This window comes from Trinickia sp. Z7 (assembly GCF_056498045.1).
Genome location: NZ_JAUEQW010000005.1, coordinates 249,453 through 267,423, shown reverse-complemented (window position 1 = coordinate 267,423; position 17,971 = coordinate 249,453). Strand labels below are relative to the sequence as shown.

General features: G+C 61.6%; 15 protein-coding genes. 4 read left to right on the top strand and 11 right to left on the bottom strand.

The genetic code is table 11. From position 1 onward, the window contains the following. Positions 1-79: 79 nt before the first annotated feature. The 10 genes from QQS38_RS12040 to QQS38_RS11995 all read right to left on the bottom strand — a co-directional run bounded on the left by QQS38_RS12040 (position 80) and on the right by QQS38_RS11995 (position 11,091). Positions 80-1,072, bottom strand: coding sequence for a substrate-binding domain-containing protein (locus tag QQS38_RS12040; protein ID WP_479645602.1), 993 nt, complete (start codon positions 1,070-1,072; stop codon positions 80-82). Between the two features lie 399 nt (positions 1,073-1,471). Then, on the bottom strand, positions 1,472-2,050 hold the full coding sequence (flhC, locus tag QQS38_RS12035) for a flagellar transcriptional regulator FlhC (protein ID WP_479645601.1): 579 nt from the start codon (positions 2,048-2,050) through the stop codon (positions 1,472-1,474). Between the two features lie 14 nt (positions 2,051-2,064). Continuing rightward, positions 2,065-2,385 carry a flagellar transcriptional regulator FlhD gene (gene flhD / locus QQS38_RS12030; protein WP_479645600.1) on the bottom strand — a complete coding sequence of 107 codons (321 nt, stop codon included), beginning with the start codon at positions 2,383-2,385 and terminating at the stop codon, positions 2,065-2,067. A 700-nt stretch (positions 2,386-3,085) separates the two neighbouring features. After that, positions 3,086-4,087: a cytochrome d ubiquinol oxidase subunit II gene (cydB, locus tag QQS38_RS12025; protein WP_479645599.1), complete on the bottom strand. Its 1,002-nt coding sequence runs from the start codon at positions 4,085-4,087 to the stop codon at positions 3,086-3,088. A 70-nt stretch (positions 4,088-4,157) separates the two neighbouring features. Beyond that, positions 4,158-5,546: a cytochrome ubiquinol oxidase subunit I gene (locus tag QQS38_RS12020; protein WP_479645598.1), complete on the bottom strand. Its 1,389-nt coding sequence runs from the start codon at positions 5,544-5,546 to the stop codon at positions 4,158-4,160. Positions 5,547-5,973: 427 nt separating this feature from the next. Then, positions 5,974-6,252, bottom strand: a complete 279-nt coding sequence (locus QQS38_RS12015; RefSeq protein WP_479645597.1) for a BrnA antitoxin family protein — start codon at positions 6,250-6,252, stop codon at positions 5,974-5,976. Beyond that, a complete protein-coding gene (locus QQS38_RS12010) occupies positions 6,236-6,529 on the bottom strand; it encodes a BrnT family toxin (protein ID WP_479645596.1) in 294 nt (97 codons plus the stop codon). Before QQS38_RS12010 ends, QQS38_RS12015 begins: the two co-directional genes overlap by 17 nt. Positions 6,530-6,794: 265 nt before the next feature. Beyond that, positions 6,795-8,624 (bottom strand): type VI secretion system baseplate subunit TssF, encoded by a 1,830-nt coding sequence (tssF, locus tag QQS38_RS12005; RefSeq protein ID WP_479645595.1) that lies wholly within the window; start codon positions 8,622-8,624, stop codon positions 6,795-6,797. Positions 8,625-8,797: 173 nt separating this feature from the next. Beyond that, on the bottom strand, positions 8,798-10,435 hold the full coding sequence (treA, locus tag QQS38_RS12000) for an alpha,alpha-trehalase TreA (RefSeq protein WP_479645594.1): 1,638 nt from the start codon (positions 10,433-10,435) through the stop codon (positions 8,798-8,800). A gap of 455 nt (positions 10,436-10,890) precedes the next feature. After that, a complete protein-coding gene (locus QQS38_RS11995) occupies positions 10,891-11,091 on the bottom strand; it encodes a DUF3562 domain-containing protein (protein ID WP_479645593.1) in 201 nt (66 codons plus the stop codon). A gap of 423 nt (positions 11,092-11,514) precedes the next feature. Here QQS38_RS11995 and QQS38_RS11990 point away from each other — a divergent pair, with 423 nt between their 5' ends. The 3 genes from QQS38_RS11990 (at position 11,515) to QQS38_RS11980 (ending at position 15,046) form a co-directional block, all read left to right on the top strand. Then, complete coding sequence (locus QQS38_RS11990) at positions 11,515-12,465, top strand: TonB family protein (protein WP_479645592.1); 951 nt, start codon at positions 11,515-11,517, stop codon at positions 12,463-12,465. A 282-nt stretch (positions 12,466-12,747) separates the two neighbouring features. Further along, positions 12,748-13,158: a response regulator gene (locus QQS38_RS11985; RefSeq protein WP_479645591.1), complete on the top strand. Its 411-nt coding sequence runs from the start codon at positions 12,748-12,750 to the stop codon at positions 13,156-13,158. A gap of 298 nt (positions 13,159-13,456) precedes the next feature. After that, on the top strand, positions 13,457-15,046 hold the full coding sequence (locus QQS38_RS11980; RefSeq protein ID WP_479645590.1) for a PAS domain-containing hybrid sensor histidine kinase/response regulator: 1,590 nt from the start codon (positions 13,457-13,459) through the stop codon (positions 15,044-15,046). An 89-nt stretch (positions 15,047-15,135) separates the two neighbouring features. On the opposite strand, the gene QQS38_RS11975 is transcribed toward QQS38_RS11980, so the two are convergent. Then, a complete protein-coding gene (locus tag QQS38_RS11975; protein WP_479645589.1) occupies positions 15,136-15,762 on the bottom strand; it encodes a glutathione S-transferase family protein in 627 nt (208 codons plus the stop codon). Positions 15,763-15,867: 105 nt separating this feature from the next. Here QQS38_RS11975 and QQS38_RS11970 point away from each other — a divergent pair, with 105 nt between their 5' ends. Then, on the top strand, positions 15,868-17,520 hold the full coding sequence (locus QQS38_RS11970) for an ATP-binding domain-containing protein (protein WP_479645588.1): 1,653 nt from the start codon (positions 15,868-15,870) through the stop codon (positions 17,518-17,520). Positions 17,521-17,971 lie beyond the last annotated feature (451 nt).

Genomic DNA, 17,971 nt, shown 5'->3' with positions numbered 1-17,971 from the left:
TCATGATGCGTCGTCTCCTACGATCGAAATCGAGAACTGAGCGGGCGCGGCGAGGGGAGGGGCGCCGCGCCGAGCGCCGTTACTTACCCCAACAGTTTTCCAAACCGAACTTCGTGTCTTTGCTGTCGACACCAGGCATTGCCTTATCGGTGATCAGCGTGACGCCGGTATCCGTGTAGCCGCTGACTTTCTTGCCGGACTTTGCGTAGTTGACGCCGGCGTCGACGCCCATCGACGCCATCTTCAGCGGGTATTGCTGAGCGGTCGCGGCAATTTCGCCCGCTTTGACGTTGCGCACGCCTTCGCAGCCGCCGTCGATCGAGACGATCAGGACGTCTTTCTCCTTGCCCGCCGTCTTGAGCGCGCGGTAAGCGCCTGCTGCCGCGGGTTCGTTGATCGTGTAGACGACGTTGATGTCGGGCGCCTTTTGCAAGCAGTTTTCCATGGCTGCTTGTCCCTTCGATTGATCTCCGCGCGTGTCTTGGCTGCAGACGATGCTCGGATCGCCTTGCTTGACGCCGAAGCCTTGCAGGAAGCCGTTATGCCGCAAGATGCCCACCGAAATGCCGGGCGCGAGGTCGAGCGTGGCGATCTTCGCGGGCTTGCCGCCGAGGGCCTTTTTCGCATACTCGCCAATCAACACGCCCGCCTTGAAGTTGTCGGTGGCGAACAGTCCATCCGTCGCGTCTTGCGGGTCGGTCGGCGTGTCGAGTGCTATGACCATGACGCCTGCCGCCCGGGCCTTCTTGATCGACGGCACGATCGCTTTCGTATCGCTCGGTGTAATCAAGATCGCCTTCGCGCCGGCCGTCGTCATGTTCTCGAGCGCCGTGACTTGCGCCCCGTTGTCGCCGTCGTATCGGCCGGCCGCGGTCAACAGCTTCGCGCCGTCCTTCTGGGCGGCGGTTTGCGCGCCTTCTTTCATCTTCACGAAGAACGGGTTGGTATCGGTCTTCGTGATGAGGCCGATGACAGGTTGATCGGCGAAAGCTGCGCCGGTACATGCGACCGAGGCAACAGCGGCGCCGAGCATCGCACGACGCGCAACGGCAAGATAGGGACGGGTCTTCATCGAACGCTCCTCCTCCAAGTGGTTGACAACGAATTGGCAGCGTATGGCGCATCGCGTTTAGCTGCTCGACTAAATCAACTGCCTGGATTTAGTACAGCAGGCGACGGTGAGCGAGTCAAGGGCGGGTCTTGGCTGCGGTGCATTAAAGACAGCGGTGTCCGAGCGTGTCGAGCCGCCGCCAATGGAGGGAAAGAAGGAATGTTGCGATGCAGAAAAAAGAAAGCCGACTCAGGGAATGTCCTAAGTCAGCTTCGTGCGGGTGACGCCGCGTTTATTCGCCCGTGCGATGCGATCTCGCGCTGCCGGCGCTCATACATCGCAGCTCCGGAGACTGCCGCCCAACGCGTCGGTCAGGCCCCCCGATGAAGCAGTGCACGCGCAAGGGGCGTTCTCTGGCGCCTATGCGGCTCGCACGGTTTCGTCGGCCAATGGAGCAGGGACGGCTGGCTTCGCCGTGCTCGCGCGCTTGGTCTTTCCGGCGCGCGATGGCGGCTGGCAGGCGCCGCAAACGACGTTGTGCTGCAAATCGTGCTGATGCGCGACGAACTTACCGCCGCAACGGCAGCATGGCGTCAATTGCAAAATGTCTGCGTCGAAGAAGCGGACCAACGTCCATGCACGCGTCAGGTCGAGCACGGGCTCGGCGTCGCTGTGTTTGCAATGCTCGACGTAAAGGCGGTATCCCTTCGTCAGCGCGTCCAGATGCGAGCATCCGGCTTCGTTCTTGAGGAACACGTAGGTGTTGTAGAAGAGCGACGCATGAAGGTTCGCGAGCCAAGTCATGTACCAGTCGGCCGAGAATGGCAGCATGCCCTTGGGCGGCGACACACCCTTGATTTCACGGTACAGACGGATCATGCGGTCGCGCGACAGCGAGAGTTCGCTTTCGAGCACCTGCAGGCGTGCGCCCAACTCGATGAGTGCGATGGCGCGAAACACCTCCTGAGCATCTTCCGTCAGGCTCTTCTTCTGAACCATGGCGCACCCCCAAGTTAAGCGAACTGTTCGGCCGGTTGGCTGGCAAGCAGGATCGCGGTATGAGTGGCGGCGACCTCGGTGTTCTTGGCGGTTTGCGTCAATGCCGAGAACATCGCATGATCGTTGAAGCGAAAGAAGCACAGTAGTTGATCGGAGGAGGCCAGCTTGACGCACTGCGCGAGCGAAAGCCCGCCAAGCAAGTCGGCCAGTTCCGAGGACAAGCCCAGGCGAAACATGCCGACGGCCTTGTCCTCGCGCAACATGCGTTGCGCGAGCATCACGTATGACAGGTTAATTTCGCGGATTGATTCCAGCGTATCGCTGTTCAGGTCCATTTCTCACGTTTCCGAAGCCCCGTTGATCCAGATCGGCATTATTTACCGTATATTTTTTGCCTTGACGAGCACGACATCGTTTGCGCGTCCGGCTGCGAATCTGATACAGCTCGTTACATCTTGTAACACCATGGGGCCAATTCTAAGAACCATATTTACCGAAAGCAATCCCTTCCCAATAAAATGTAGGAAAAAAGCACACTTAGGGTTTTCGGCAATTTTTTCATGCTTCTGTAACAGGAAAAATTGACCGAGTTCGATCTGGACTTTGGGTCGCGCGACCCGCAGGTTGGGCGATGGAGAGCGGATGTAGGAAAAATGTACGCTTCCGGTCGGGTCGACTTCATGCTCGACCTACGGATAGCGGGCGGGCGCAGCGATTGGAAAGACAACGCCGCGAGCGCGAGTGACCATCGACACGACGAGCGCGCTGGGCGCGCATCGCCTTGCATCATCAATCGCGGCGCTTCGCGCAGCGCAGCGCTGGCCGATCTGGAATTCGCTACGGCGCCGCGCTTTGGCCGCGGCATGCGGCCGATCCGCGCGCTGCCCCGGCCGGAACGTGAGCCGTCACTTGGAGACGGCAAACAGCGTCGCGTTCATCAAGAGCTTGAAGGCTTCGCCGAGCAGGACGGCCGCGCCCACGCCCCCGCACCAGAGCGCGGCGAACCAGACCCAGCGCCGCACCGCGACGCTCCGTTTAATGGTACCGATGCTCGCCATGCCGCACCTTGCCGCGAAACACCCAATAACCGAGCATCGTGTAAGCCACGATGATCGGCAAAATCACGACGGCGCCCGTCAATGTGAACGTGAGACTGCGCTGCGGCGCGGCCGCTTGCCAGAGCGTGACGGACGATGGAATCGCATAGGGCCATAGGGTCGCAAGCAGGCCCGCATAGCCCAGAACGACAAATGCCATCGCCAGCACGAAGGGGCGCGTGTGATGGCGCTCGCGCGCCGCGCGCCGCATCAAGTATGCGCAGGCCGCGACGAGGAACGGGGCGGGCAGCATGCGGTGAAACCATTGGGCGCTGAACCACCGCGCCGCCACATCGGGTTCCTGCAGCGGCGTCCAAATACTCACGGCAGCGATGAAGGCGATCAGTACGAGCGTGACAGGCCATACGAGCCGATGCAGGCGCCGTTGCAGATCGCCTTCGGTTTTCGCGACGAGCCAGCAGCAGCCGAGCAGCGCATAGGTCGCGACGACCCCAAGCCCTGTCAGCAGCGTAAACGGCGTGAGCCAGCCGAATGCTTCGCCGGAGAATTCCCCGTTTGCGAGCGGGATGCCTTGAATGAATGCGCCGAGCGAGATCCCTTGAAAGAATGCCGCACCGGTCGAGCCGCCGATGAACGCTAGATCCCATAGGTGTTTCGTGCGGGTGGCCTTGCCGCGAATTTCGAACGATACGCCGCGCAGGATGAGGCAAGTGAGCATCGCGACGAGGGGGAGGTAGAGGGCGGAGAGCACCGTTGCATAGACGATGGGGAATGCGCCGAACAGCGCCGCGCCGCCCAGGACGAGCCACGTTTCATTGCCGTCCCATACGGGCGCGACGGTATTCATCATGAGATCGCGTTCGCGTTCGTCGGGGAAGAGCGGAAACACGATCCCGATGCCGAGATCGAAGCCGTCCAGCACGACATAAATGAGCAGGCCGAGCGCGATGATCGCGGCCCAGACGACGGTGACATCCATGGTGATCCTCAAATGACGAAAACAGTGCCGAAAATTGCGGTGTTGCAGACGCGAGCTCGACGCCGCGGAATCAGGCCGTGGCGGTGAGCGCGGGCGGCCGATGTTGCGCTTGTGCGGTGTCGTCGCTGTCCGGCGCCGAGACGTGCGGGCCTGCATGCATGAGCTTGAGCATGTAGTAAATGCCCGTGCCGAATACGAGGAAGTACACGACGACGAACGCCATCAGCGAGAGGCCCACCTGCTGCGCGCTGAGCGGCGACATTGCTTGCGAGGTCCGCATGACGCCGTACACGACCCAAGGCTGTCGCCCGACTTCGGTCGTGACCCACCCGGCCAATAACGTAACGAAGCCCGTGGGACTCATTAGGAGTGCGAAACGATGAAACCATGCGGTCTCATAGAGCCGCCCGCGCCGATCGAGGAACCAGGCGATGACGGCGAGCGCGATCATGAGAACGCCGAGCCCCACCATGATGCGAAAACTCCAAAAGACGACGGTCGAATTCGGCCTTTCTTCGGGCGGGAACGACTTGAGCCCGCGGATCTCGCCGTCCCAAGTATGGGTGAGCAGCAGGCTGCCCAGATGCGGCACGGACAACGCGTACCGTGTGGTTTCGGCTTGCATGTCGGGCAGGCCGAAAAGATTGAGCGCGGTCCCGTTCTGCTCGGTGTCCCATAGGCCTTCGATCGCCGCGATCTTCGCGGGTTGATAGCGCAGGGTGTTCAAGCCATGTTGATCGCCGACGAAGGCTTGCAGCGGCGCGATCGCGAGCACCATCCACAGCGCCATCGAGAAAGTCTTCTTGATGGCGCGATCGCGCCGGCCCTTGAGCAAGTGCCAGGCGCCGGCGCCAGCCACCAGCAATGCGGCGACGAGGAAGGCGGCCAGCGTCATGTGAACGAGGCGGTAGGGGAACGAGGGATTGAAGACGATTTGGAACCAATCGACCGGAACGACGTGGCCGTCGGAAATCGCGAAGCCGCGCGGCGTTTGCATCCAGCTGTTCGATGCGAGGATCCAAAAGGCCGACATCAGCGTGCCGACCGCCACGGTCAGCGTTGCGGCGAAGTGGGCCCGAGGCCCCACGCGGTTCCAACCGAACAACATGATGCCCAGAAAGCCGGCTTCGAGAAAAAACGCGGTCATGACTTCATAGGTCAATAGCGCGCCAGTGATCGGCCCCGCGAACTTCGAAAAGCTCGCCCAGTTGGTGCCGAATTCATAGGCCATCACGACGCCCGATACCACGCCCATGCCGAACGCGATCGCGAAGATCTTCGACCAAAACAGGCACAAGTCCTTGTAATAGGGCTTGCCCGTTTTGAGCCAGCGCCATTCGAGCACGGCGATGAAGCTCGATAGCCCGATGCTCAGGGCCGGAAAGACGATATGAAAGGAAACGGTGAAGGCGAATTGAATGCGCGCGAGGTCGAGGGCGCTGAACGAAGACGATTCCATAGCGTTATACCGATGACGAGCGACGCGCGCCGGCTCGTGTCGACGCGCACTGCATGAGCAGCCGGTCGCAAGAGTAGATCAGAGGGAGAAAAAATGGTGCGCTGCGGGCGCGACGCAGGCAGGGGCGCGCATGCGGCAATTTACCGTATCGACATGCGTTAAGGCGCTGAAGCGCAAGCAAAAAATTGACGCGCCGCAGCGCGCGTGCTTCGCTGACGAGGCCCCCCGCTGCGGCAATACACCGCGCATTTTCGTGCCGATTGCTTGATGGATGTCGGCTGTCCAGGCGCGCATGGCGTGCTAGCGCCGTCTCGGACGGCCGGCCAGGCGATGGTTGGGAATACCGATTACATCCGATGGCGCGGCCGGCTCGAACCGTGGCCGGCGGCGCGCGTGCGGACCTGACCGGGGAAGAGCATGCAGGGCGTCATGCAAGCCGGTGTGAATTGAGCCATTCCCTGAGCGCGTTGTTCATGCGTGTTTGCCACCCTTCACCAGTTGCTCTGAAGCGCTCGATGATGTCGGCGTCATACCGGACGGTGAGCGCAATTTTGGGATGCTCGAGCTTGGGCCTTCCGCCGCGCCGCTTCATTTGCTGGAATTGCGCGTCGGTGGGGATGTAGGTATCCCGATCGCTATCGATGCCGCGTGCGATGGCGGCATCTTCCGCTGGAGTCGGAACGTGAAGCTTAGGTTTGTTCGACATAGCGTTTGACCTCTCTCGAATTTGCCTTGCGCAGGCTGATTACTCGGAATGTGCGACCGCGCTGTGTGAACACCACGCAGTACAGATGCCCTTCGATTTGCGTGTAGCCGATTTCGCGCAGCTCGCCGTAGTCGCGCCGGTTGTCCGGCGCACACCAGAGCTCCGACCAGTCGATGGCTTTAGCCAATTCCAGCGATACGCCATGCTTGTGCCGGTTCGCTTCGTTCTTCGCCGCGTCGAAGGTAACTTTCCTAGTTATTGTAGTTACAAAAAACATAGTTCACAAGCCCGTTGTTGTAGTAACGAAAACGGGCGACACCATGGGGGAGTCAGCTCGGTGCTTGGCGCGCGGATCGGAGCCAGGGACGGGAGCATGCTTGACCACGGGCCGCCGTCGCCCAGGCTAGCTGTCGCGTTTTAGCGTGTGGTCCGTTGGAGTCGAATTTCAGCTGAAAGCACGGCCGGACTGGCCAAAGGGAAGAGGTATGCGCGCCTCCTGGCGCGCAACACCAGGGGCGCGAGAAGACCGAGGCGCGATCGCCTCAAAGCAACGCTAGCGCGCCTTGTCGCGGCTCGCACCGGCGCAGTGGGGCGCCGCTCGTTTTCGAAACGACCACCAATTGAACGAAACTGTTTTCCGGTGCGAAGGGGGCAAAGAAGCGGTCCATGACGTCGATGAAAGCGCTGATGCTATTGCCCGAGAATGCCTGCTCGTCGACGGCGAGCGTCACCTCGATTCCCCGCACGAGCGAAGGGCAGGGATCCATGACGATCCATTGCATGGTCGAGCGCGCGCCCACGAAGGCGATGCCTTCGATGTGCCGAGCCGGCGCGGGAGAGAGCGCCGCGAATTGTCGCAAGAGGCGTTTGATTTCCTCGAGTCCTTCCGTGCTCAGCGCCATAGCGTGCGGCGTGAACTGGGCAAGCAAGCGCCAGAGCGAGCCGTTGTTTTGTTGAGCGCGCACGCTTTCGGTCGGGCGCCGCAGCAGCACGAGGCGCGCCGCCACCGAGCCGCCTTCGACGACGAGATCGCCCGTTGCCGAACCGTACGGCAGCGAGGCGGGCATGTTTCGGTTCGTGCAGGTCACGTCGGCGGCCACCTGGGTGACCGGGACCGCCGCCGGTTGGCCGTCCAAGCCGACGAACGCCAACTGCGTGTGCGCCATACCGGGCTGCTCCGGTGCGTCGTCGGTGCGAGCGACCCAATAAGGCCCGCTCAACGCCGCCGCACTGCCATGCATGAGCCCCAAGAACGGCTGGAACGCCGAGGGACTCGCGGCCGATTGCTTCTCCGGGTAGACGGCATCGACGCGATAGACGTCGAAGTCCGAAGCGCTCGCGGCCTTCTGCACTTTGGGGGTGACGACGTACGTGTGCTTGAGCGGATCGATCTTGATCGGCTCGGCCTTCGTCGGAAACAGGTTGACGATGGGCGTGCAGAACAGCTTCAAGTGCCTTTCGCTGAACTGAGCGATGCGCTGCGCGGCCCATGAGTCTTCGTGCACGCCCTCGATCGCTACATGCAGCGTCAACGTTCTGCAAGGGCCCGCGGCGGCGAGCATCGACGCCGCGTCGAGATCGAGAAAATCGAATTTGTCCGGGAACGCGAAATATTCCGCGAGTAGACGGAACGGCGCCGATTCGCCGCGCTCCTCTTCGATGAGCGCCTCGTGCTCGGCGAAGCCGGCCGCTGCGATGGGAACGCGCTCGAGCGGTATCCAACGTCCCGTGCCGTCCGGCTCGACGAACGCCTTCGCGGCGCGCAGCAACAACGTATCGATGAGCGCCGTCGCGATTTCTCGTTGACCATGCATGTGCATGCGGATCGTCGGGGGCGCGATGGATTTGAGCCCGGCGGCCGTCGATGCCGAGGTGAACGTGATCGCGGCGAGCCCGGTCGTTTCGGGGGGCAAGGATGCATTGGCCGGCGCCGAGGCGCTCGGCAAGTAGCGCGCCGACGCGATGCGCACCGGCGCGAGCGTGACGTCGTAGGCCGTGCGAAAGCGGCAAGGCTGCGCTTTGCTGACGAGATCGGCCCCGCGCGCGATCTTGACCGGTCCCGTGAGCGCTTCGAAAATCTTCTCGGCGTCGAACTCGACGATCGAGCAGGAAGGGTAAGGGCGAAGATACTGCGGATACAGCGTTTGCAGCATGCCTTCGGTGAATTCGGGATAGTCGTCGTGAAGGCGCGTGTCGATGCGCGCAGCCAGTAGCGCGAACGATTGAAGCATGCGCTCGACATGAGGATCGTCGGAATGCTCGCCCGAAATTGCCAGACGCGCAGCGATTTTGGGGTATTTCGCCGCGAAATCATGCAAGGATCGGCGCAGCATGGCGAGTTCGCGTTCGTAATGCGGAAGCAGGTCTTCCATTCAAAATCCGATATCGAGAGGGCGGGCTATTTGCGGCTCGCGGCTAGGCCGATATATCGAGCGATCCGCCTATTATTACCGATATACGATTGCCATCTCGACTAATCAGATTTTTCGGCCGCTGCACGGCGCGGGAGGCGCACGGCGCTCCCGCGCAAGCCGAAGGCGCGGCTTTACTCGCCCGGCGCGTACATATCGAGGAGTTTCAGCGTGACGCCGTTGGTCCAGCCGAAGCCATCCTGCAGTGGGTATTCGCCGCCACCGCCGCCGCCGGCATTAGGCCCCTCGACCACATACTTTTCGACGAGTTTCTGATCGGACGCATACACCTGTTTCACGTCTGCCAGGAAACGCGTTCCGACTTCCTTGGCGAGCGGGGCGCCCGGCAAGTAATGCTGCACCCCTTTAACCGTCAGCCAATGCAACGGCGCCCATCCGTTAGGCGCGTCCCACTGCTGTCCCGTTTGAAACGTCGTCGTCGCTAGCCCACGCGTTTTCAGGAGCTGATCGGAAACGGCGTGGATCGTGTGGACGGCACGCTCCGGCCATGCGGCGCGAACGAACAACGGGTAGACGGCGGCCGCCGATACATTGTCCCGCAGCTTGCCGAGTCGCCAATCGTAGTCGGCGTAATAGCCTTTCGGATTCCATAGATATCGGTTGATGCCTTGCGCCCGGTGTTCGGCTTTCTGCACGTAGTCGCCCGCGCACCGGAAATCGAGCGACAGCGCACACCCTTTCGCGATCGTTGCTTCGAGCGCGAACAACAGGCTGTTCAGATCGACCGGAACGATCGAGGTGGTGCGGATGGACGTGAGCGTCTTGTTGTCGCCGAACCAACGCGAGCTGAAATCCCAGCCCGATTCCGCAGCGGCGCGCAAATCGCGATAAACCTCGTTAGGGTTGCGGCCGACTGCCTGTTTCGCGGTCGTCACGTCTTCCAGATACGATTCGTCGCGCGGCGTGTCGCGTGCGTCCCAGTACCGGTTCAGGAGGGTGCCGTCGTTCATCACCACGACGTTGCGCGTCGCTTGTCCGCGCGCTGTCGTAGCGGCGCCCATCATCCAGTAGGCGTATTCCTTCTTCAACGCGGGCAAATACTTCTGATAGACGCGCTCGCCTTCCACCTTGGCCGCGAGTTGCACCATGAGGGCAAAGAATGGCGGCTGCGACCGGCTCAGATAGTACGTGCGGTTGCCGTTCGGTATGTGGCCGAAGCGATCGATCTCGTAGGCGAAGTCGTCGAGCATGTCGTCGACGAGATCCTCGTGTCCCGATTCCTGCAGCCCCAGCATCGTGAAATAGGTGTCCCAATAGTAGCCTTCGCGAAAACGTCCGCCGGGCACGACATAGGGCTTGGGCAGCGGGATCAGCGAGCTGTTGGCCGGCACGTCGGCGGCAGTGGTCGTGCGCGTGAGCTTCGGCCAGAGCCAGTCGATGTGCTCGCGCAGCGTTTGGCCGCTGGGCGGGGTGATGACGGGCTCGCTCGGTAACGTGAAGTTGGCGAGCACGAACCGCTTCAGATCGAAGTTCGGCTGACCCTTCTGTAGGTCGTACATCTGGACGATCGAGGCCGGATCGCCGTTCGGCACCGCATCGACGAACGTCTTTTGGTCGGGGAAGATCTGCTGGGTTTGAACCGCGACGAACAGGTCGCCATACAGTTCCGAAGGCGGCGGGGGGAGGGAGGCGACGGTATCGGCGCGGCATACGGACGCCGCCGTGAGCCCTGCCAGCAGGACGATGCCTGCAAGCCGGGTCGTGCGCGCGCGCCAAGCGCTTGGGCAGCGCGCGAGGGACGATTCGAACATGACTCCTCCATGGGGTTGATGGTTCGTTCTTGGTCCCCTTTTGTTATGTCGGCCGGTGCGCGTTTCTCCCTGCGGCGGCTTGGCGATTTTGCCAAAGAAGAAGTGAAAATAAATCGATGTAAAACGTTTGCGCAAGCGGAATCGGTGACACTAGCCGCACGCGCGATAGGCTGCTACGAATTTACGTAGATAGTTTATCGATCGGGGGCGATCGGTTTAAACGATCGATGAGGGGGCGATTGCCACGCTACTCGAGCTTTTGCCGTATTTGGAATTGGCAATGCGGGCGAGATTTGCGACAAAACGCGAGACGATGCGACAAGGCGTCATTCGCGGACGGAGCAATCGCTGGCGCACTTCGCACACACTCGAGCGCGTTCGTCGCGGGCAGTCAATAGCCGCGCCAAGCGATGCGCCGGCTAAGGACGCATCCCTTGGAGGATACGTCGGAGGAATCAGTGGTGACCAGACCGTCGTTGACTGCGCAGGTCTTCGCGCACACGTTTGGTGACGAGCACAGCGAGATAGTCGGTGATGTGCGCGCCATTGCTGAACGCTTCCCACGTCTGGCTGACCATCTGCGAAACGGTCTCGGTCGGTGCGCCCGTGTCCTTCGCAATCGATTCCACCAAATCGTCGACGTTCGGCTGAGCCATTTGATTCTCCAGGAAGGGCGGGCGAAAACGCGTACCACTATAGAAGGCGACCTCGCGCGTATGCCAATTGAATTGGCCTATCGGCGCTGCGAGGGTTCGTAGCGCGGCCCATGGGGCGGGCGGGTGCACCGGATGTGTGCGCTACCGTCGAGGCGATTCGTCGCAGGCTGCAAGCGCTGGGATTTCGAATCTCGATTTTTGCAATAGCGATAGAAGAGCGCGTATGTGCCGCGTCGAGAACGCATGATGCGGCACTCGCCAGTGCGCATCATTGTTTTGATCCTGTAAGGAATCCGTGCCGTCGACTATTGAAATTTTCTGATGCGTCGAGCTAAAGAATCATATCGTTCGGCCGATAAACAATGCGCGCGTAGGCCGGTAAGCTCCGCGACACGATCGTCTCTCGCATCGAATTGAGTCAGCATGAAAAAGATAACCACTAGCATTGCCGCGCTTATCCTGGCAGGGTGCGCCAGCGCCGGCCGCATCGGCGATCTGCCGGTCGTTGCGGATAGCTCCGACTCGGCGACATTGGTCCTAATTCGCCCTAGCAATGTGATCGGCATGGCCAACAGCAATTATGTCGCGCTGGACGGTAAGGACGTTTTCAGCATTCGCTCGGGCGATAACACGCACTTCGCGATCCCTAGCGGACCTCACACGATTACCGTGAAGTGCTTCGGCGGATGGTCGCCCACCTGGAAGGAAGACAGCAAGGCGTTTGTCGCACAGGGTGGTGCGACGCGCTACTTCTCGATCTCGCCCAGTATGAAGTGCTCGAAGATCGAACCCGTCAACGAGGCCGATGCCAAAGCGCTGCTCGAGCGCACTACGTTTGTCGATCCGAGCGATTCGTCCAACAAAGAAACGCCTTCGTCGCTGGCGTCCGACCAGTGTCCCATTCAATTGCGGCATGGTATTCGAGAGCCGGTCTGCGCGTCGCAGGCGTTGTCGCCGACTGTCGCACGAACGCGCCCCCAAGCAGCCACCGAGCCTAGCGAGCTTACTGCCGCGTCAATGCCCGCCGCGGCTTCTGCGCCTCACTCGCGAACTCGGACGGTCACGAAGGTCGTTGCGGGCAAGCAGGTCCTTTGCCTCGTTCCGCTGGCAGAATCAACCGGCGATGATCAGCGGCCGCGCCAATCGGGTACGGTCATCGTACGCATTACGGTATCGCCGCCGAGCGTCGTCAATCAAGTAACGCTGGCCGAATCCAGCGGCAGTACGGCGCTGGACGCCGAGGCGATGAAGGCGGCTGTCGGCACCGTTTGCAGCGGGCTTGAACGACGCCTCGTGTTCCTGCAGCCATACGAGTTCGATCCGTCGACCGATTCCTCCGCGCTCCGCGCGGATAAAACGGGTACAGCGAATTAGGGGACGTTCCGGTTCGGCAGTTTGGTTTCTCGAGCAACGTAAGCGCCCGTCTGCGACATCGTTCGACGAAGCGCGTTTGCGCCTTTGGATGGTAATACGTCGTGTTTCGGGCCTAGCGCACGGTCATCGATCTAACTTATCGACGTGCTATCGTTCGTCCGTCCTCGGCCCTCGATGGTCGAGGTGCAGCTTATCGGCCGTAATCTGGTGCCACATGCAACTTCCGCGTGGGTGCAACGGTCCGAGGCTCAAGTGCAGGTATGGACAGTTAGAACAAATCGTATGAACGGACTCATGAGACTCGAGCAGGTGACGGTCGTCCTCGTCGAGGACGACCCCTCCAGCAGACAGTCGCTCGCAATGGTGCTCGAATCCGAGGGCGCGCGAGTCGTGGCCGCAGCGGATGCCGAAGAAGGCATCGAAGCTGCGTTGAGCTTGGCGCCCGATGTCGTCGTCTGCGACATCGATTTGCCCGCCATGGACGGTTTTTACCTCGTTCAACGGTTGCGCGAGGACGAGATCCGTAGTGGCCGCTCGCCCGCCGTTGCGGTCGCCATCACCGGGCATGCCGGCGAAGCATACCGGCTGCGCAGCATAGGCGAAGGGTTTCATCATTTCATTCGAAAGCCCGCGGACCCGGAGCGCCTCGTCGCGCTCCTCGCCGATGCCGTCGATGCTCGCGCGCTAGGGTAGCGTCGCGCACGACGCGTCGCCCCGGGCCGCGCTATCGCGCGTGCGGAAGTTTTTGCAAAAAAGCCCTGTCAAACTTGCTTTAGCAACTATTCGAGCCGGCGCTCGACCCGCTCGATGCGGCGCAAGCATCGCGTGGCGAAGCACGCCCGATCGGCCATGCGGCAGCGTCGCGCTGCGGCCACGGCAGCACCGCATTGCGGGACGAGGCACGGAGGATCAGACCAGGCATGGGTCGTGCTTTCATTGGTCCCCAGCGGCAATATACCTGTCGCGTTTCTTCCAAACGAAAGCCGCCGTCATGCGTCCGGATAGCTTCGCCAGCGATAGCCAGTCGTTTTCGCCACCGCCAGAACAGGTGGTTCCTCCAGAGGAACGTTTGAGGATCCTGCTCGAGTCCGTTCAGGACTATGCGATCTACATGCTCGACGCCGACGGCGTGATCGTCAGCTGGAACAACGGCGCCGAAAAGATCAAGGGCTACACGGCACAGGAGATCATCGGGCAACACGTCTCGATCTTCTATCCGCCGGACGACATCGCCAATGGCAAGCCCGAGGCGGAACTCGCGGTTGCGGCGCGCACCGGCCGAGCGGAAGACGAAGGTTGGCGCGTGCGCAAGGACGGGACGATGTTTTGGGCCAACGTCGTGCTCACGGCCGTCTATGCCGCGGGCGGCGACGGCCGTCAAGTCCGCGGCTATGCCAAAGTCACACGCGACATGACCGAGCGCAAACGCCTGCGCGAGTTGGAAGCCGCGAGCCAGCACATGAACGAGTTCTTGGCCACGCTCGCCCATGAACTGCGCAACCCCCTCGCGCCCGTCGGCAATGCGCTCAGCGTCATGATGCTGGAGCCGCTCGTGAGTCCGACACTGCGACAGTGCCGCGATATGATCGACCGGCAAATCTCGCATCTGACACGGCTCGTCGACGATCTGCTCGACGCGGGGCGCGTGACCACGGGCAAGGTGTCGCTGCGCCTCGCGCCCGTCGATCTGTCGGAAATCGTCGTGCGCGCCGTCGAAATGACGCGGCCGCACGTGTCGTTGCGCCAGCAATCGGTCGATGTGCACGCCGCGGCGGGTGGCATCGTGGTCAATGGCGATGCGACGCGGCTCGTCCAAGTCGTGCAAAGCCTGCTGAACAATGCATCGAAGTTTTCCGAGCAAGGCGGCCGCATCACTGTCAGCCTCGATAAGATCGGAGGCGCGTTCGCGCGCTTGCGCGTGACCGACGAGGGTTGCGGCATCGAGGCGAGCGCAATCGATTCGATTTTCGATTTGTTCGTGCAAGTCGACAATCGCTTCGAGCGCCGGGAAAGCGGGTTGGGCATCGGTCTGACGTTGTGCCGCTGGCTGGTCGAAATGCACGGCGGTTCGATCGACGCGACCAGCGACGGGTTGGAGCGCGGCGCCACCTTCACGGTGAAGCTGCCGCTCTTCGCCGTTCACGACGCCGCCAACGATGAAGGCATGGGCGAGGATGCCGTCAGCGGTGGCCCGCGTGGTGCGCTGGCCGTGCTCGTCGTGGACGACAATCGCGATTCCGCCGATAGCATGGCCATGTTGCTGCGCATGATGGGGCACCGCGTGCAGGTAGCCTACAGCGGCGCACAAGCAGTGCAGCTCGCCGAATGCGCGGATGCGATCGACGCCGCCCTCGTCGACTTAGCCATGCCGGGGGCGGACGGTTACACCGTTTTGCGTCAGTTGAAGAGCACGAAAGCGATGCGCGGCGCTCGTTTCGCCGCGATGACGGGCTTTGGGCAAGAAAGCGATGTCGCGCGTTCGCTCGCGCAGGGTTTCGATCTGCATCTCACGAAGCCCGTGCAGTTGCCGCTGCTCGATTCGTTGCTATGGCCGGCAGGCGAGCGCGGCCGCTTGCCGTGAATGCCGCCGCGCTCCCGTCGGCTGCGCGGCCCGGCTGATCGCAACGAGGCCAGCGCGCCGCACGGCCGTGGCCCATGCAACGTACCGGCTCAGGTCAGCGGCAGATCGATGTATTTCTTGAACGGCGCGCGCTGCGTCAAACGCTGATACCAGCGCTCGAGGCTCGGCATCGGCGGACGATCGATCCCTTCCACGCCGAACCAGCGTTTCGCGAATGCGCCAAGGACGATGTCGGCGAGCGTGAAGCGGTCGCCTTCGACGTGAAAGCGTCCCTGAAGGTGCGCGTCGAGAATCTTCCAACGCACGACGAGCGTCTTGAGGTTCGACGCGAGTGCGATCATGTCCCGGTCTTGTGCGGGCGTGCGCACGAGCGTCATGAACACGGGCCGCTCCGCGGGCGCAAGCGTGGAGAGCGACCAATCCAACCAGCGGTCGATGCTGGCCCGCAGCTTCGGTTCGCTGGGATACAGGGCGCTCGAAGCGCCATATTGCATCGCGAGATAGCGCAGGATGGCGTTGGACTCCCATAAGACGAAGGCGCCGTCGACGAGCGTGGGCACTTGCCCGTTCGGGTTGAGTTCGCGATAGTCCGGATCGTTGACGCGGCCGAATTGCAAGCCGGCATCGATCCGCTCGAACGGGAGGCCGAGCTCGTCGCAGCACCACAGCACCTTTTGCACGTTGACCGAGTTGGCGCGTCCCCAAATCTTCAGCATTACCTGTCCTCCGAAAGAATGCGGCGACGCCTCGAAACGAGGCATCCGGCGCGCGGTTTGTACAATACGCCGAATCCAAAACGTCAAAGCGAGGATCGACCCGCCATGGCTCGCCTAATTCCCGATGATTGGAAGAATTTGGCCGCAACCGGCGCCGCGCAGCGCGAGCGCGAAACGCTCATGTTGCTCGAAGCCGCGTTGCCCGCCGATTACACCGTGTATCACGGCGTGCATTGGACTCGGCTGAATCGGGCTTTCTCCGTATTCGGCGAGGCCGACTTCGTCATCGTGAGCCCGGCGGGGCGCGTCATGCTCATCGAACAAAAGGCGGGGTTCCTGCGCGAAACGCCGAAGGGGCTCGTCAAGGTCTACCTGCAAACCGAGCGCAACGTTTCCATTCAGTTGGCCCAGACCGTCGAACGGATGCATCGCCGGTTCACCGCGGCCTTCGGCGCCGGCACCTACTGTATCGAAGCGCTGTTGTTTTGTCCCGATTATGTCGTCAAGCAGACGGCGATCGCCGGGGTGCCTGCGGAAGCCATCGTCGATGCCGCTCGAAAGGATCGTCTCGCCTCGATCATCCTCGCGGCGTTGCCTGCCGACGAGCCTAAGCTGCCCTGCGCCGCCAAGATCCATCACTTTTTGTCGGACGAGTTGTCGCTCACGCCCGATACGAGCGCGCTGGTCGGACAGGCGGGCACGCTCGTGACGCGCTTGTCCGGTGGCTTGGCCACGTGGGCGCGCAGGCTAGAATTCTCGCCGTTTCGTCTGCGCGTAGTGGGCACGGCGGGTTCGGGCAAGACTCAGTTGGCCGTGCAAGTGATGAAGGATGCGGCCGCAGCCGGCAAGCGCGTGCTGTACGTCTGCTTCAACCGGCCGCTGGCCGACCATATCGCGCGGGTCGCGCCCGAAGGTGCCAAGGTCGCCAACTACCATCAGCTGTGCGATTGGGTCGCCAGGGATGTCGGCGCGGTGCAGGATTTCCAGGCGCCGGACGCGTTCGGCCGGCTCGAAACGGTATTTGCCGACGCGCCGATCGGCGAGCGGTGGACCTTCGACGTCTTGATCGTGGACGAGGGGCAGGACTTTCAGGAAGCTTGGGTGGCCGCCCTGTCGCGTCTGATTCGTCCGGGCGGCGCTTGGTGGTGGTTGGAAGACCCGCTGCAGAACCTTTACATGCGCGAACCGGTCGCATTGCCAGGATGGACGGTATTGACCGAGACGACCAACTATCGCAGTCCTCGCGACATCTTGGATTTCGTGCGCGAGAAGGTGGGGGGAGCGGTGCCGCGCGCGACTGCGCTCGTCGCGGGCAGTCCCTTCGACGGATCCGACATCTCCATCGCTTCGTACGACGAAGCCGCCGGCGAGACCGTCGTCGATTCGACCAAGCGCGCCATTACCCAGGCGCTTGCGTTGGGGTTCCGCAAGCAAGACATCGCCGTGTTGTCGTTCCGCGGCCGCGAAGGCTCGGCGCTGACTGCGCTCGAACACCTGGGGCCGCACCGGCTGCGCAGCTTTACGGGCAAGTACGACTTGTTCGGCAGCCCGGAATACCGGGACGGCGACGTGCTGCTCGAGTCCATCTATCGCTTCAAAGGGCAGTCGGCGCCGTGCGTGGTGCTGACCGAAGTCGACTTCGAGGCGTTTGACGAACGCGCGGCCCGCAAGCTGTTCGTCGGGGCGACGCGCGCCACGATGAAGCTGATCGTGGTGGCTTCGCACCGCTCAGCCTTAATGCTCGGCGCGAACGTTTGAAGTCATACGTCGAATCAATCAGGTCTGGGTTCGTTTCACAGATACTATCGATTATTCAAAGATAAACCGATGGGCAGAAAACGTTTCCATGTTCCGAATGCAATTCATCGCGTGGAGAATATACGAATCGGATCATGACGCAATGCATCAATTGATTTGGATCAAGTTAGCGAAGGCCGAATCCTGCTCGCATATCGAGGGGCGGGGCGCCAAGCCGGTGCTTATGGAATGCATCATGAGGCTTGCCTGGCGGGCTTCGCGCGGAGCCGCGCGAGCACTTTGAAAAGTACGATTGTTAAGGGTTGATGATAATCCGGCCCTAATCGAGGCGGGGTTGCTTTATCTTCCAAAAATCGCATGGCGCATTGTCGGGATCCCGATTGCGACAAAATCTTTCTCCATGTTTTCCCTAGAATTACTTGTAGAATAAAAATTCTATTGTTAGTCTGTG